The 16,564-nt window shown below is 58.0% G+C and carries 15 protein-coding genes; 12 read left to right on the top strand and 3 right to left on the bottom strand.

Features of this window, described 5'->3' with window-relative positions; genetic code table 11:
• The first annotated feature begins 38 nt into the window (after positions 1–38).
• The 8 genes from WA302_RS12330 to WA302_RS12295 all read left to right on the top strand — a co-directional run bounded on the left by WA302_RS12330 (position 39) and on the right by WA302_RS12295 (position 10,141).
• Positions 39–1,484, top strand: a complete 1,446-nt coding sequence (locus WA302_RS12330) for a serine/threonine protein kinase (RefSeq protein WP_043138720.1) — start codon at positions 39–41, stop codon at positions 1,482–1,484.
• A 142-nt stretch (positions 1,485–1,626) separates the two neighbouring features.
• On the top strand, positions 1,627–3,555 hold the full coding sequence (locus WA302_RS12325) for a type VI secretion system Vgr family protein (protein WP_025303305.1): 1,929 nt from the start codon (positions 1,627–1,629) through the stop codon (positions 3,553–3,555).
• 54 nt (positions 3,556–3,609) lie between these two features.
• The gene (locus WA302_RS12320) at positions 3,610–4,050 is read left to right on the top strand and encodes a DcrB-related protein (protein WP_025303306.1); all 441 of its coding nucleotides are present in this window, start codon (positions 3,610–3,612) and stop codon (positions 4,048–4,050) included.
• A 2-nt stretch (positions 4,051–4,052) separates the two neighbouring features.
• The gene (locus WA302_RS12315; RefSeq protein WP_336064026.1) at positions 4,053–7,118 is read left to right on the top strand and encodes a DUF6531 domain-containing protein; all 3,066 of its coding nucleotides are present in this window, start codon (positions 4,053–4,055) and stop codon (positions 7,116–7,118) included.
• The gene (locus tag WA302_RS12310; RefSeq protein ID WP_336064024.1) at positions 7,019–8,344 is read left to right on the top strand and encodes an RHS repeat-associated core domain-containing protein; all 1,326 of its coding nucleotides are present in this window, start codon (positions 7,019–7,021) and stop codon (positions 8,342–8,344) included. Before WA302_RS12315 ends, WA302_RS12310 begins: the two co-directional genes overlap by 100 nt.
• A 1-nt stretch (position 8,345) precedes the next feature.
• Entirely contained in the window at positions 8,346–8,834 is a 489-nt protein-coding gene (locus WA302_RS12305; protein ID WP_071826121.1) for a hypothetical protein, read from the top strand.
• A gap of 177 nt (positions 8,835–9,011) precedes the next feature.
• Positions 9,012–9,389, top strand: a complete 378-nt coding sequence (locus WA302_RS12300; RefSeq protein WP_025303308.1) for a hypothetical protein — start codon at positions 9,012–9,014, stop codon at positions 9,387–9,389.
• A 53-nt stretch (positions 9,390–9,442) separates the two neighbouring features.
• Positions 9,443–10,141, top strand: a complete 699-nt coding sequence (locus WA302_RS12295; RefSeq protein WP_089181043.1) for a hypothetical protein — start codon at positions 9,443–9,445, stop codon at positions 10,139–10,141.
• A gap of 97 nt (positions 10,142–10,238) precedes the next feature.
• On the opposite strand, the gene sbmC is transcribed toward WA302_RS12295, so the two are convergent.
• Complete coding sequence (sbmC, locus tag WA302_RS12290; RefSeq protein ID WP_049204947.1) at positions 10,239–10,706, bottom strand: DNA gyrase inhibitor SbmC; 468 nt, start codon at positions 10,704–10,706, stop codon at positions 10,239–10,241.
• Between the two features lie 23 nt (positions 10,707–10,729).
• A complete protein-coding gene (gene kynA, locus WA302_RS12285; protein WP_025303311.1) occupies positions 10,730–11,572 on the bottom strand; it encodes a tryptophan 2,3-dioxygenase in 843 nt (280 codons plus the stop codon).
• A gap of 297 nt (positions 11,573–11,869) precedes the next feature.
• On the opposite strand from kynA, the gene WA302_RS12280 reads away from it, so the two are divergent.
• The 4 genes from WA302_RS12280 (at position 11,870) to WA302_RS12265 (ending at position 15,661) form a co-directional block, all read left to right on the top strand.
• Positions 11,870–12,904: a LacI family DNA-binding transcriptional regulator gene (locus tag WA302_RS12280; protein ID WP_025303312.1), complete on the top strand. Its 1,035-nt coding sequence runs from the start codon at positions 11,870–11,872 to the stop codon at positions 12,902–12,904.
• 270 nt (positions 12,905–13,174) lie between these two features.
• Entirely contained in the window at positions 13,175–14,410 is a 1,236-nt protein-coding gene (locus WA302_RS12275; protein WP_016927236.1) for an MFS transporter, read from the top strand.
• A 21-nt stretch (positions 14,411–14,431) separates the two neighbouring features.
• The gene (locus WA302_RS12270) at positions 14,432–15,196 is read left to right on the top strand and encodes an SDR family NAD(P)-dependent oxidoreductase (RefSeq protein WP_336064020.1); all 765 of its coding nucleotides are present in this window, start codon (positions 14,432–14,434) and stop codon (positions 15,194–15,196) included.
• A gap of 48 nt (positions 15,197–15,244) precedes the next feature.
• Entirely contained in the window at positions 15,245–15,661 is a 417-nt protein-coding gene (locus tag WA302_RS12265) for an RbsD/FucU family protein (protein ID WP_025303315.1), read from the top strand.
• A 50-nt stretch (positions 15,662–15,711) separates the two neighbouring features.
• On the opposite strand, the gene WA302_RS12260 is transcribed toward WA302_RS12265, so the two are convergent.
• Complete coding sequence (locus WA302_RS12260) at positions 15,712–16,446, bottom strand: thioesterase II family protein (RefSeq protein ID WP_049204955.1); 735 nt, start codon at positions 16,444–16,446, stop codon at positions 15,712–15,714.
• Positions 16,447–16,564: the final 118 nt, after the last annotated feature.

Below are 16,564 nucleotides of genomic sequence, written 5' to 3'. Positions count from 1 at the left end.
CCGAGACGGCGGCCCTTTGAACACAGAGAGTCATCACTATGTCGGGAACCGGGATAACCAAACCGAATTCGAACAGCCTGCCGAGCGGCTATCGATTCAATGAATTCGAGATCCAGGAAGCGATCGGCGAAGGCGGCTTCGGCATCGTCTACCGCGCCTACGATCACCAACTGGAACGCACCATCGCCATCAAGGAGTACATGCCAACCTCGCTGGCGAAACGCAACGACGATCTCAGCATCGGGCTGCGCGGTGAACGCTTCAGCAAAACCTTCCAGGCCGGGCTGAACAGCTTTATTCAGGAGGCGCGTCTGCTGGCGCGCTTCTCGCACCCCGGCCTGCTGCACGTGTTGCGCTTCTGGGAAGAGAACGGCACCGCCTACATGGGCACCCAGTTTTACAGCGGCACCACGCTGAAGAACCTGCAGGCGCAGCAACCGGAGAAAATCGACGAGGCGTGGATCCGGCGGCTGCTGCCGCCGCTGTTCAGCGCCATCAACACCATCCACCAGGAAGGCTATCTGCACCGCGACATTTCGCTGGATAACATCCAGATCCAGGAAAGCCAGCTGCCGGTGCTGCTGGACTTCGGATCGGCGCGTAAAGAGATCGGTAACCTGTCAGACGAAACGGAGATCATGCTCAAACCGGGCTTCGCGCCGATCGAGCAGTACACCGAGAACAGCGACGGCGAACAGGGGCCCTGGACCGATATCTACGCGCTGGGCGCCGTGCTGCACACGCTGATCGTCGGTTCGCCGCCGCCGGTCAGCGTGGTGCGCAGCATCGAAGACAGCTACCAGCCGCTGGCCGAGCGCCGCCCCGCCGGCTACTCGCCGGAGCTGCTGCGCACCGTCGATCGCGCGCTGGCGCTGAAGCCGGAAGACCGCCCGCAGACCATCGATGAAATGGCCGAGCTGCTGCATCTGCCAATCGCCGATGAGAACGAAATCATCAGCACCCCTGCGGCTGCGCCGGAGAACCTGCTGGTCGCCGCCAACCCGGCTGCCGCTGCAGCCGCCGCCGGCGCCGTTACCGCGCGCAGCACCCAATTCTCGCGCCCGATGATGGCCGGCGCCGGCGTCGCGGCGCTGCTGGTGATCGGTGCCGTCGCCTGGCTGAGCGGCGGCGAGGACGATACCCAGGCTGTGGCCCAAAACACTGAGGCGTCGCCGGCGCAGAAAACCCTGACGGAGCAGCCGAGCGCGCCGCAAACCGCGCAGCCTGCAGCCGCGGAACCTGAAAAGGTGGCACCGCCACCGCAGCCGGTGGCGTTGGTGTACTTCAAACTGCAACCGGGCGAACAGGTCAGCCTCGACGGCAAGCCGCAGCAGGTGACGCCGGGCGCAAACGGCTTCGCCAGCCTGAACCTGGCGCCAGGCCGCTATCAGCTGGAAATCCGCCACGACGATCGACTCCGCCGCCAGCAGCTCAGCATCGACACCGCCGGCACCTGGCTGGTCAATCCGGCCACCGCCGGTTAATCCCGTTCTGAAACTCCGCCTCGGCGGGGTTTCCCTATTTCATGAGACTGACGCACCACTGCCCATCCTCATTGGCCGCGCGGCAAGGCCGCTGCAACGCCGGAGTATGCAGGGCATGACGTCAATCACAGAGGACGTTCTCATGTTGGACCGCATTATTGCGCACACGCCGCTGGGCCAGGAACAACTGTTGTTCCGCTCACTGGACGGTATCGAAGCGCTTTCCACCCCTTTTGACTTCTCTATTGAATTGCTGAGCACCGACGCGCGGCTCGATCGCAAAGCGCTGCTCGGCCAACCGCTGACGCTGGAGATCCCAACCCAGGGCTTCCTCAGCGCCCCGCGCTACCTGAACGGCAAGATCACCGCCATCGCCGTCAGCAGCGAAGAGATCGGCGGCACGCGCTACGCGGTGTATAACCTGCACGTGCAGCCGGATCTCTGGCCGATGACCAAGGACCGCAACTTCCGCATCTTCCAGGAACAGACGGTGCCGCAGATCGTCAAGACCCTGCTGGCGGAGCACAACGTGCAGCTGGAAGATCAGCTGACCGGTGACTATCGCCTGTGGGGCTACTGCGTGCAGTACAACGAAAGCAGTTTCAACTTCATCAGCCGCCTGATGGAGCTGGAGGGCATCTATTACTATTTCAAACACGAGATGGGCAAACACACGCTGGTGCTCGGGGACGCCCCCCACCACCACCAGCCCTATCCCGGCTATGAGATGATCCCCTACCACCTGACGCCGTCCGGCGGCAGCACCAGCGAGGAAGGCATCAGCCAGTGGACGTTGTCCGATCGCGTCACGCCGGGTATCTACAGCCTGGACGACTACGATTTCCGCAAGCCGAACGCCTGGCTGTTCCAGGCACGGCAAAACCCGGTCTCGCCGACGCCGGGGCAGATCGACGTTTACGACTGGCCGGGCCGCTACACCGAGCATCAGCAGGGGGAGTTCTACGCCCGCGTGCGCCAGGAGGCCTGGCAGGCCGAACATCAGCAGATCCGCGGTACCGCCACCGCGCTGGGCATTGCTCCCGGCAGCACCTTTACGCTGTATAACGCCCCGCACGCCGACGACAACCGCGAGTACCTGACGCTGCAGGCCAACTACCATCTGAAAGAGAACCGCTATGCCAGCGGCGACGATCAGAGCAGCGAACACCGTATCGACTTCATCGTGCTGCCGGCGGACGTGCCCTGGCACCCGCCGCAGCAGGCCACCTGGCCGAAAACCCACGGGCCGCAGACCGCCCGGGTGGTCGGCCCGGCCGGCGAATCGATTTGGACCGACAAATACGGCCGTATCAAGGTGAAGTTCCACTGGGATCGCTTCGGGCCGAAAGACGACGGCAGCTCCTGCTGGGTGCGCGTCTCCAGCGCCTGGGCCGGCCAAGGCTACGGCGGCGTGCAGATCCCGCGCGTGAACGACGAAGTGGTGGTGGACTTTATCAACGGCGATCCGGATCGGCCGATCGTCACCGGGCGCGTCTATAACGAAGCCAGCATGCCGCCTTGGGCGCTGCCGGCCGCCGCCACCCAGATGGGCTTTATGAGCCGCACCAAGGACGGCACCGCCGACAACGCCAACGCCCTGCGTTTCGAAGACAAGGCCGGCGCCGAACAGGTGTGGATCCAGGCGGAGCGCAACATGGACACCCAGGTGAAAAACGATGAAAGCCACACCATCGCTAACGACCACACGCATCTGGTGGGCGGCAACCAGATCAAACGGGTGGTGCTCAATCAGGCAACCGGCGTCAAAGGCGAATCCTCCGCGCTGACCGGCAAAACGCGCAGCGACGCCGTGGTTAACGCCTTTACCCTCGGCTCCGGCGAATCGCTGCGGCTCGAGTGCGGCGAAAGCGTGATCGAGCTGCTGGCGAACGGCCAAATCAACATCACCGGCACCAGCTTCAATATCACGGTGAAAGAGGACGGAGAGATCAATACCGGCGGCCAGCTGGATCTCAACCAGCCTGGCGGCGCCGCGCGCACCGCCGCACCGGGCGGTGGCCATCAGGCGGCAATCCAGAGCGCCGTCGATCAGCTGTTCCCGAAATCCTGATGCCGACGCGGCCCTGCGCCGCGTCCTTTCCCCTGATTACTTGCAAGGACATCCATGGATTACCTTTTCCAGGAAGGCCATTTCACCCTCCCCGCCATCGCCTGGCAGGACTGCACGGTCAATATTCTCAAAAACCCGCAAACCGGCGCCTCGCTGGTCATCACCCGCGGCATCATTCCGCAAGGTGCCACGCTGGAGGACGAATTCGAGAAGCAGTGGCAAGCACTGCTGCCACAGATCAGCGATTTGCAACAGTCGCCGCGCCGGCGCATCAGCGCCGGGCCGCAGGGCCATCTCAAGGCGATTGAAGTCACCAGTCGCTTTATCCGCGCCGGACACCACCATCATCAGCATCAGTTGGCGGTGCAGCCGGACGAGAGCCAGACGTTACTGATCGTCACCTATGCCGCCATGCGCCCCTTCACCCCCGAGGATGACGCTCACTGGCAGCAGGTGAAAGCGTCGCTGGTCTTGACCGAACACAGTGAACAATAGCCATGGCTGAGATCTGGGCAGCAAGAAAGGATGATGAACTGATCCACACCAGCGCGTTGGCGGACATCGCCAGCGCCGTCGCCGAAGTCGCGGTGTATGCGGTGGCGACCGCCGCCGTGTCCGCAGCAGCCGCCGCCGCAGCGCCGGCATTGGCAGGGGTGGCGGTGCTCGGCGCAGCGGCGACGGCGGCCTCCGGCTGCGTCGGCGCCGGGCTGATCGTCGGTTTTGCCACCAGCCTGACCGGCGTCGGAGAACATATCAGCAACGGCTGCGACGCCGTGGCCAACTGGCTCTTCCCGCCTTCCGTCTCCGGCGTCATTCTCACGGGCTCCCCCAACGTCTTCACCAACGCCAAACCGGCGGCACGCGCCGCAGGTCGTTTACTCACGCCCGCAGAGATCAAAGCGTTACCGGCGCCACAGCCGCCGCAAAGCTTCTGGGATTATGGCGCCGAGCTGCTGGCCGCCGGCGGTAATATCCTCTCGCAGCTATGGCAGCCCGGCGTCGCCGGCCCCAGCCAGCCCAGCCAACCGCTGGAAGAAGATAAAATCAGCTGCGACAAACACCCGCTTCCGCAATACCTGGCGGAAGGCTCCAGTAAAGTATTTATCAACGGCCAACCGGCCGTACGCAGCAATGACCGTTCAACCTGCGAGGCGAAAGTCTCGACCGACGTCTCCAAAAATGTGCAGATCGGCGGCGGCACGGTGGTGGTACGCGACATCAAGAGCGGCAAGCTGCCGGGTATCGGTTTGGCGCTGACCGTGCTGCCGCTGCTGCTCGGTAATCCGGCCAAGCTGGTTAAGAACCTGCCTTGCATGATCGGCGGCGGTCTGGCGGCGGCGGGCGTTAACGCCCTCGGCGAAGCGATCCACGCCGCCTTTAACCCGGTGCATGCCGCCACCGGCGCCAAGGTATTGAACGACGAAGAAGATCTGGACCTGTTGCTGCCGGCGCGCTTTCCGCTGATCTGGCAGCGCAATTACAACAGCCGCAATGGCTATCAGGGACTGTTTGGCCACGGCTGGCGCACGCCTTTTGAAATTTGGGTCGATCTTAACGACCGGGACGGCGTCATTGAGTGTTGCCTGCATGATGAAACCGGTCGTGAGCTACGCTTCCCGCTGCCTGAGGTGAACCAGCCGAGCTTCAGCGCCGGTGAAGGGCTGATGTTCCGCCGCGGTGAAGAGGGACAGCTGCTGATCGCCGACACCGACGGCAGCGTCTGGCGGCTGTTCGTGCCGCTGCCGCAGACCCCTTCCCGCCTGAGGCTGGTGTCGTTGAGCGATGAGTACGATAATGCGCTGCTGCTGAACTACGACGAACGACAGCGCCTGAGCCACATCGTCGACAGCGCCGGCACCATGACATTGCGGCTGGAATACGGCGATCCGCGCTTCGACGATCGCGTCACCGCCTTGCGGCATAACGACGAACCACGCGTGCGCTACCGTTATGACGACGGCGGCGATCTGCATCAGGTGATCGACGCCGGCGGCCTGGTCACACGCGAATTCCACTATAACGCCCAACACCTGCTGACCCGCCACCAACAGGCCGGTGGGCCCAGCTTCGAGTATCACTGGGCGATGTTCGACGACTGGCGCGTGGTGGAACACCGCGACAGCGCCGGCGGCGGCTGTACAATCGACTACGATTTGGCCGCCGGGTTAACGACGGTCACCGAGAATGACGGCTTGCGGCACCAGCACCGCTGGAACGCCCAACGGCTGATCGTCGAATATACCGACGAGCGTGGTGAGGTCTGGCATTACCAATGGAATGACGAAGACATGCTGATCGCCACACGCGATCCGCTCGGCCACGGCTGGCATTTCCGCTACGATGAAGCCGGTAATCTGGTCGAGGAAGAGGATCCGCTCGGCCATACCCAGCGCTACCTGCGCGATGGCTATGGCCAGGTGGTGCAAGCCGTCGACGCCAACGGCGGCATCAGCCATTTCGCTTATGATGAGCACGGGCAATTATTGCGCGCCCGCGATTGCTCCGGCAAACAAACCCTCTACAAATATACGGCTCAAGGCTGGCTCAGCGAGGTGACCGACGCCGCCGGCGAACGCGTCCATTACCGCTACGATGCCGCCGGCCGCCTGACACAGCTGCAGCGCGCCGAGGGCTGGCAAGAGACGCGGAGCTGGAACGCGCAGGGCCAGCTGGATCGCTATCAGGGGGCCGATGGGCGCCTGACGCATTATCGCTATGACGCAGCCGGCCGCCTGCTGGCCACGCGCAATCCGCTCGATGGCGAGGTGGTGCGCCACTACGACGCCCGCGGCAGATTAACGGCGCTGCGCAACGAGAATGCCGAAAGTTACCTGTTCCATTGGACGGCCTGCAATCTGTTGCAGGAAGAAATCGGGTTGGACGGCGTCAGCACCCGCTATCGTTACGACGAATGCCGCCGGGTCGTCGAGCGCCGCTTCGCCGCCAATACCTCCGCCGCCTTCTCGCACTATTTCAACCATGACGGCGCCGGCCAACTGGTGAGCAAACAGACGCCCGATGGAGAAACCCGCTACCGCTACAGTCCGCTCGGCCAACTGCTGCATGCCGCCAGTGACCGCGGCAACGCATGGCATGACGAGCCGACAACGGCTCAGAGCGAGGTCAGTTTTGACTATGACTTGCTGGGGCGGGTAACCCGTGAACAAGGTGCCAACGGTACGCTGCGCTATGATTACGATCCGATGGGTAACCGCACGCAAACCACCTTGCCCGACGGACGCGCGCTGCGCGCGCTGTACTACGGCAGCGGCCACCTGCTGCAGCTGGCGCTGGACGATATCACCCTCAGCGAGTTCGAGCGTGACAATCTGCACCGCGAGCTGAGCCGTACGCAGGGTCGCCTGACCAGCCGAGTGCATTATGATCGGCTGGGGCGCAAAGACCGGCGGGAGATCTTCAATGACAACCGCCAGCGCCCGGCGCCGGCCAGCAGCTCGCGCCAGTGGTCCTACGACTATCAAAACAACCTGACGGCGAAGAACACAACGCCAACCCGTTCTCCTACCAGCGTTATCAGTACGATGCCACCGGTCGATTGCTGAGCCGGGACGGCACGCTGCCGGATACCGAGCGCTACCGGTACGATCCGGCATCCAACCTGCTGGATGAGGGGCAATTCCGCCAGCGGCACAACCGCGTACTGCATTATCAGGGAATTGATTACCGATACGATGTCTTTGGCCGCACGGTGGAAAAACGCAAAGGCCACTACCGTTGGCAATATCTCTACGACGCCGATCATCGCCTCTGCGAGATGGTGCGCTACAGCCAACATCGCAGCGAAGCCCAGCAGCATGTGCAGTTCCACTATGATCCGCTCGGGCGGCGCACGCAAAAGCGGGTGTGGCAGCAAAGTCAGGATCTGCGCCAACCGGCCGGCAAATGCCAAACCACCACGTTTTTGTGGGAAGGTTTCCGGCTGCTGCAGGAAACTCGCGACGGCATGCCCCTCACCTATGTCTATGCCGATCAGGGCAGCTATGAACCTTTGGCGCGCATCGACGGCCACACGCCGGCCCAAGTATTTTACTTCCACACGGCGCCGAACGGCGAACCGGAAAGCCTGACCGACAGCGACGGAACGCTGCGCTGGCAGAGTCACAGCAGCGCCTGGGGCCGCATAAAGTATGAGGAAAATCAGCAAGATCTGGATTATTCCCAAAACCTGCGCCTGCAGGGGCAATACCTGGATCGGGAAACGGGATTGCACTACAATTTGTTCCGCTATTACGATCCGGATATCGGCAGATTTACCCAGCACGATCCGATAGGTTTGGCCGGCGGGATCAACCTGTACCAATACGCGCCGAATCCGCTGGGTTGGGTGGATCCTTGGGGATGGAAGCCTCGATGCGCAGCAACCAAAGCCAACGATCATAATCAGGCAGCTTTTGGTCGACAATGGCAAGGTCGAGGTATCTACAAAGGACGAGACTCTTGGTCAAATATCATGTTGAAAGAAGGTGACATTGTTTATGGCGGCGCTCCAGGGCAATCTGGTTTTTACTTCAACAAGGCGACGCTAGATGCTGCAGGTGGCAGTAGAGCCAAGCTATGGGAAAGTTTGCAGGTGCTTCCACATGAAAAATTTGGTTATAGATCTAAAATACAAGCATATAGAGTAAAAAGAGAAACGATTGCAGGAACAGGTAAAGCGATATCTCAAGACCCAACGAGATTCGGCGAAGGCGGAGGAACTCAATTTTTCCTTTCTAACTATAAAACTGTTCTTGAGCCAATTGATAAGCCTTTTGAAATTGGATTGTAAAATGCAACTAGATACTTATGACGGAACACTAGAACTCGCGGGAATAACGCTAGGTACAGCGACAACCCGAGAAATGCTAATAAAAGGCTCCAGATTGTGGGAGGGTTGGCCAGAAAAGTCAGATGGTAGGACTACATCATACAGAACAATAATCAGTACAAAAAAAGAAAAAGCCGGCGATATATATATAATTGCCGACTTCTCCGGGGCCTTCATTACAGATGCAGTGCTTTGCAGTTGGCGTTTTGCGCCTGAAAAACTCATGATGGGAATACAAAAAAAAGTAGAAGGTGCTATTACCAAAAATCTTCGAACATGGTTTTATGAAAAAACTCATATACAACTTCCAGTTAGTGGTTCATGGGGGCATATTGACGCTGCTTATGACCCACATAATTTAACGGGAACAATAGTGTGCAACTATCGCAGTGCATTTCATACTGAGGATGAATGGCGAAAATATTGCAAAAGGAATAACATAATTTATTAAAAAAGAGGAAACTCATCCACATTATTATATAAAAATTCACACACTCATTCCATAATGCAGAGTGTGTGTGATTTTTCACCCCCCCCCTCGAATATCGCAAATAACTACATCTTCACTTCGCACACTAACAATCAATAAAGGCATGAATCATTTATTCACTAGATCTATTTAAATATTATGAACAAAGAGAAAATTGTCATTACCCCATCAAACAGGCAACTATTTGATGGTAACGAAGAGCAGTTTCGTTTATTTAAAAAAGAAGTATCCATCCCTAACTCTAACGAAAAAGTACTTTATGATAACAGCTCTGCGATACCCATATGGGATATAGATGAAAACATCAGGAAGGCGATCGCAGAAAAAATAAGCGGGATAAAAGTCATAGAGTACCCATATGACCCAATACCTTCATATAAAAATGAAAATCTGGATATCTACATTCAGAATGTAGAGTCGGAAATGCACAAAAACAGAATAACAATAATCACGGCGACGGGTGAATCACAACCAGCAAGATATAAGATAAAGTTGCTGGGTTTCATTTTTCACTAGCGCTCTCTTAGAGGCGACCCCACTGAAATCTTTATAACACTCTGAGGTAACAGATGATGAATATTTTCTGGGATATCGCCAACTTTAATATATCAATGAAAAGCCAGTACAGTGATATCTATGAGTTAGAAAATGATATCAGTAATTTCTTTGGAAGCAGTAATTTTAGTGAAATGGACTCCCTTGACTGGTTTTTAATCAACAAGAAAACAAACGAGCTTTCTTTTTTGTTGTTGAGCGTTCCTTCTTTTTTTAAAGCATCAAGCGAGCGTCATGCCCTTGATGTTGACTCATTACGAGAAATAAAATTATCAGAATGTATCGATAGCTTCGTATCTCACGTCACTATTCAAGACGAAGCAGTTTTCCAATCCAAAGAGAACATTTTAATTGTCGCATCGGATACATCGGCCATCGTTTATAAGACACCAATCAAAGAGGGTCTTTATTTCTTGTTGGGCTGTGATTTTTCGTATCATGGGTTTTTATTGCTCAGTGCGACCCATCATATCCCAGGGGAAACACCACCATCAGATGAGACAATTTCCGATTCGTTATTCTTAAGAATGCTAGATTTGTGCAACCAAGATTTTTATGATGCCATGGACGAGCAAGATGAAAGATGTTTATCCATAATAAACCAGTTAGAGAAGGATTGTTTGGCATATCAAAAGATAGACGTTCGCTTACTGCAAACAATAGATTTTATAAAAAACCTTAAATATACATTCTATGATATAGACATGGAATAATTATCTTATGACTGTTCCTCTTTTAAATGAATCTTTAAATATCCCATCAAAAGGCTCCCAAAGAGCCTTTTGATATGCTACCGCGCCGTTAGCCCCCTCACCACTTCTTCACCGTCTGGTAAATCTCGAGGTCGAAATAGCCGTCGGCCTCGCAGTCGTTGAGATAGTGCTCATAGCTCACCCCCTCAACCGGCTGGTAGCCGCTGGCCGGCAGCAGCTTCTGATAGAACTCGCCCCACACCCGCTCGAAATCGCCATCGCTGATGCGCACGTGGTAGACCGCATACTGCCCGGCGGGCAGCGTCTGCACGGTCACGCCCTCGCTACCCGCCGGCAGCGCGAAATCGTCCGCCACGCTTATCACTACGTCGGCACGCAGCTTTTCCGGCGCCACTTCCGCCGGATCGTCCCAATACAGCACCAGCCATTTGCCAAACGGCACGCCGTGGCGTTTCCGCCATGCCAGCAGTTGCTGCGAGCCCTGCGGGATGGTCTGCGGATACGGCCCCACGACTCTCACTCCCACCACCTTCTCCGCCGCTTTATCGATAATCCTCACGCTCATCGCCCTTATCCTCCCACGTTATTTCAGGCGCCGATTTCGGTGCGCACGTCCAGCAGCTCGGGGAAAAAGGTCAGATCCAACGCCTTTTTCAGGAAGCTGACGCCGCTGGAACCGCCGGTACCTGACTTAAAGCCAATGATCCGCTCCACCGTTTTCATATGGCGGAAACGCCACAGATGGAAACTCTCCTCGATATCCACCAGCTTCTCCGCCATTTCATAGGCTTCCCAGTAGGTCTGCGGGTTGTCGTAGATCACTTTAAACGCCGGCAGCAGATCCGGGTTGCGCTGGTAGGGCTGCGTCCAGTCACGCTCGAGGCACTCCTGCGGGATCGGCAGGCCGTGGCGTGCCAGGTACAGCAAGTATTCGTCGTACAGGCTCGGCGCTTCGAGGATCGCCTTCAGCGCGGCGTGCTTTTCCGCATCGCTGCTAAACACCGCCAGCATGGCGGCGTTCTTGTTGCCGAGCAGAAACTCGATCGACCGGTACTGATGCGACTGGAAGCCCGACGAGCTGCCCAACACATCGCGAAACTCGACGTACTCCGACGGCGTCAGCGTTTCCAGCACCGCCCACTGTTCGAACAGCAGCCGCTGGATCTGTTTGACGCGCGCGAGGATTTTGAAACAGTGGCTGAGTTTGTCCTGCTGCACCAGCCGCACCGCCGCCTGCAGCTCGTGCAGCATCAGCTTCATCCACAGTTCGGAGGTTTGGTGCTGTATCACGAACAGCATTTCGTCATGATGTGGCGGGTTGGAGAGTGGGTGCTGGCAGTCCAGCAGCGAGTCCAGGCACAGGTAGTCGCCATAGCTCATGCGTTTGGAAAAATCGGTGACAATCGCGCTTTCTAATTCCCGTTTGTTCATCTGTTCTCTCCGTTGCGCCCAGCGCCCCATCGGCCTGGAACGTGCCGCAAAGAGAAAACAATAGTACAGAACCCGCCGCCCCGAAGGGCGATAAACGAGAGGTGCTTCGCAGATCTCACTCATCTGCGTTAACACATTGCCCCTCTCCCCCTGTGTTGTTTAGTAAACAACACGGCTGCCGCCTGACGATTCTCACAAATGCGCAATCCCATGCGCGCAGCGCCCCGGTTCCAGCTTGCCTGCGGCCGGCTTCCCTTATAGATTGCAGGCTAACGGCAGGCAGCAAGGTATCGGCAAATGGCAAATATTCGTGATGTGGCGCGGTTGGCCGGCGTGTCCATCAGCAGCGTGTCGAACCTGCTGAACAATCGCAGCCACCAGATGAGCGCGCAGACCCGTGAGCGCATCGAACGGGCGATGGAAACCCTGGGATACCGGCCGGCCCGAGCGGCGGTGCCCGCGCCGCAGGCGAAGATCATCGGCCTGCTGCTGCCGTCGATCGTCAACCCGAGCTTTTCGGCGCTGGCGCATGCGGTCGACGGCGCGGCGCGGGTTCACCGTTACCGCGTTTTGCTCGGCAACGCCTACCGCCAGGAACAGGAAGAAGCCGCGTTTATCGACGATATGTTCCTGCACGGCGTGCGCGGCATCATCGTAGCGGCGAGCGACATTCGCCAGACTCATTTTGTTCGGGCCGCCGAGCGAGGCATGAAGATTGTCAGCTACGACAGCCCGTTCGCCGAGCCGATGGCCACCGATACCCGACTGTTCGACAGCGTGTCGATGGACAATATCGCCGCCGGGCGCCTGGCCGCGCAGCACCTGCTCGAGCGCGGCTGCCGACACATCGTGTTCGCCACCGAAGCGACGCTGACCGTCGGGCGCAGCCACAAGATCGACGGTTTTCTGAGCGCGCTGGGGCACAGCCTGAGCGAACGCCAACGGGTGATCGAAGGCAAAGCCAACAGCGCCTACGGCGACACGGAAATGTTCGAATTGGGGCTGACGCTGGCGCCGCGCGTTCTCGCGTTGGCACCGCGCCCGGACGGCATCGTGGCGATTAACGATGCGCTGGGCATCGGGCTGATGGTGGGCCTGCGCGCCGCCGGCATCCAGGTGCCCGCAGACATCTCGGTGATCGGCATCGATAATATCGCGCTGGCCGGCCTGGCCGAACCGGGGTTGACGTCGATTGGCCCACCGCTGGCGGAGATGGCGCAGCTGATGGTCGAACGCCTGATCGGCCGTATCAACAATGATTTGCAACCGCCCGGCGAGTTTCTCTTCCCGCCGTCGGTCATCAGCCGGCGCTCGGTCAAAACCGCCGGTTAATACGGTAAAAACGACTTTCCCAGACGATGCGCAGCCGGCATCGTCCGGATCGTCGCAGCTAAAAGCAGAAAAAATAGAATCGTCGCAATAAATAAACGGCGCGACGCTTTTATGCACGCAACGTCGTTATTCAGCACGCCGCTCATGACTTTGGGCTGGGCCGCTATTATTCCGATTAACCACATGGGAAAAACCATGATGAAAAAAACAATGCCAACGGATATTGAACGCAGCGCCATCAGGAAATTGACGCTGCATATTGTCCCCCTCATGATCTTATTGTATTTCCTGGCCTTTCTCGACCGCAACAATATGGCCTACGCCGCTAAAGCGTTGGAAGATAATCTGGGATTGACCGCCTCGGCTTTCGGCTTCGCCTCCGGGATTTTCTTTATCGGCTATTTCTTGTTTGAAATACCCAGCAACGCCGGCACCATTAAATTTGGCCCGCGCATCTGGTTCGCCAGAATATTAATTTCCTGGGGCATCTTCGCGACCCTGCTCGGTTTTGTGCGCACGCCGCTGGAGCTGTATATTTGCCGTTTTATGCTGGGCGTGTGCGAAGCCGGTTTCTTTCCCTCGGTGGTGTATTACTTCACGGTTTTCTTTCCGGAGAAATACCGCACCAAAATTCTCGGCATGTTTATCATCGTCCAGCCGCTGTCCAACGCGGTCGGCTCGCCGATTTCCGGCTTTATTCTCAATATTCAGCATGACTGGTTCGGGTTCGCCCCCTGGCAGCTGCTGTTTATCCTCGAAGGGCTGCCGCCGATCGTCATCGGCCTGCTGATCCCGTTCCTGATCAAGAACTCCCCCAAAGACGTCGGCTATCTGAACGTGGAGGAAAAAGCCTGGCTGATGAGCAACGCCGGCCGCTCCAAATCCGGCTCTAAAATCACGCTGGCTGACTTCCTGAAGGGGATTAAAAACAAGAAATACCTGCTCTACGCGCTGCTCAACTTCGGCATGGTGTGCGGCATTTATGGCTTCGGCACCTGGCTGCCGTCGATCATCAGCGCCCTCTCCGGCGGCGATATCTTCCGCGTCAGCCTACTGGCGCTCATTCCCTACGGCCTGGCCGCGCTGCTGGTCTATCCGTGGAGCCTGTGGGCCAGCAAAACCAAAAAGCTCGGCGTATTTGCCGGCCTCAGCATGGTGGTTGCCGCCATCGGCCTGATGGGGGCGGTGACGTTTTTTAAATACGACCCGCTCGTCGCGCTGTCGTTCCTGTGCATCGCCGCCATCGGTATCTACACCGCCGTGCCGCCGTTTTTATCCATGCCCGCCAATATCTCCACCGGCGCGGCTGCGGCCGCCGGGCTGGCGGTGGTCAGCTGCATCGGCAATATCGGCGGTTTTGTCGCCCCCTATGCGGTGGGCGTGCTGAACGATCTGACCGGCAGCAGCGCGCCGGGGCTGTTTTTCCTGGCCTCGTGCCTGCTGGCCACCGGGCTGATCTGCATTTTCTACTGCGCCAAACAGCGTGAAGGCGTCATCAATTCTTAACGAACCAATAAGGAGTCAATCATGGGCGATCTTGCGGGCAAAAAGGTCTTTATCACCGGAGCGGAACAGGGCATTGGCCGCGCCACTGCGGAGCGGCTGATAAAGGCCGGTTGCGACATCTATTTTCACTATCACAGCGACGAAAGCGGCCCCAAGGCGCTGGTGGCGCTGGCCCATTCTCTGGGGCAAAAAGCCGCTTACGGCTACGCCGATCTCATCGATACCGACGAAACGCTGCGCTGCGTCGCGGCCGGCGCCGAGTTTCTCGGCGGCATCGATATTCTGGTCAATAACGTCGGCGGCATCGTCGGGCGCAAATGGCTGGGCGAGATCGACCGCGCCTTCTGGCAAACCGTGATCGACGTGAACATGACCACCATGCTGAACGTGACGCAGAGCGCGCTACCGTTCCTGAAGGCGGCGGCAAACGGCGCCAGCATCGTCAACCTGGCCTCGCAGGCCGGCCGCGCCGGCGGCCACTCCGGCTCGCTGGTCTATTCCTCCACCAAGGGCGCGGTGCTCACCTGGACGCGCTCGCTGGCGGCGGAGCTGGGCGAGCACGGCATCCGGGTAAACGCGGTGGCGCCCGGCCTGATCCTCGGCACCCGCTTCCATAATCGCCACACCACCCAAGAATCGGCGGAGGAAACCGTTCGCGCCATCCCGCTGGGCCGCGCAGGCACGCCGGACGACGTGGCGCGCGCCATCGCCTTTCTGGCGGCGGAATACGACGGCTTCATCTCCGGCGCCACTCTTGATATCAACGGCGGCATCTACCGCATGTAATTCAGCTGCGGGCGGCACGGCTGCCGCCCCCTATTCAGGTATCGCCTTATGATTAAATCCGCCATCATCCACCCGCCGCTGCTCGCCGCGCTGGCGCAATGCGGGCATAAAACCCAGGTGCTGATCGCCGACGGCAACTACGCCTGCATGACCCACGCGCCGAAAGACGCCACCGTGGTCTATCTGAACCTGGCGCCCGGCACGCTCGCCGCTCCGCCGATCCTGGAAAAACTGCTGGCCTGCATCAACGTGGAAAGCGCGGCGCTGATGGCCTGCCCGCCGGACTTCACCAACACTATCGAAGCCGAATACCGGCAGCTGCTGCCAGAACATTGCCCGATCGAATACCTGCCGCGCGAGGCGTTTTACGCCGCGGTCAAATCGGATCGGACGTTGCTGGTGATCGCCTCCGGCGAACAGCGCCGCTTCGCCAACCTGCTGCTGACGGTGGCGCCGGTGGTGTGATGACGCCATTGCGTTAATGGCGGTTGTGCCCCAACCGCCATACCTGCGCTTTACGCCAGCTGCTGATTCACGATATCCGCCACTTCTTTCGGCTGATGATTGATGAAGAAATGATCCGACGAAACGGTGTGCAGACCGATATGCGCGCTTGTATAGCGCGCCCAAGCCGCCATGTCCGTCTTGGAAACAGTGCTGTCGCGGCTGCCGTGAATCAACACCAAAGGATAATTGATCGTCTTCTCCTTCAACGCCCGTTTCATATGAAAATTAATCGACAGCTCGTTGCGTATAATAGGAAAAAATAAGCTTCTGAAATCAACGTCATCCAAAATATCAGGTTGAGTTCCGCCATAACGACGCAATACTTCGGCCATTTCATCATCATCTGAATGCATCGGATCATGCTTAAAATCCGTAATGTGCGGCGGTGCTTCTGCGGCGATAAAAATTCGCGCCGGCGGTTTATCCTGAGCGATAAAACGACTCGCCAATTCAAAGGCGAATAATCCGCCATTGCTGTGACCAAGAAATGAGTACGGTTTTCCCGACATCAGGCTCGTGGCTTCTCGTTCAACCTCATCCAAAATTTTGCAGACATCATTGCACAACGCCTCTGAAAAGCGGCGCCCATTGCCGGGCAGTTGCATGGCGTACACGGACGTATTGCTATTGACGTAGTGAGAGAATGGCACGAATACCTCGGCATTTCCGGCGGCATAAGGGAAACAAAATAAAATATGCTCATCATCCCCACCGGTACCCCTTTTTATTTGCTCAAACCACATACGGCTTCCTCTGCTTTGCAAGAATATGACGCTATCCGCCACCGCGGAGAACGGGAGCGGCGTAATCAAAATCAATACCGTAGCGGGATCAGCGGGCTAGTTTATCCCGCTGATTTCC

This window comes from Serratia sp. 201 (assembly GCF_037027545.1).
In the GTDB taxonomy this organism is placed as follows: Bacteria; Pseudomonadota; Gammaproteobacteria; order Enterobacterales; family Enterobacteriaceae; genus Serratia; species Serratia bockelmannii.
Note: the sequence above shows the minus strand (reverse complement) of the source record. Positions and strands in the feature narration are given on the sequence as shown.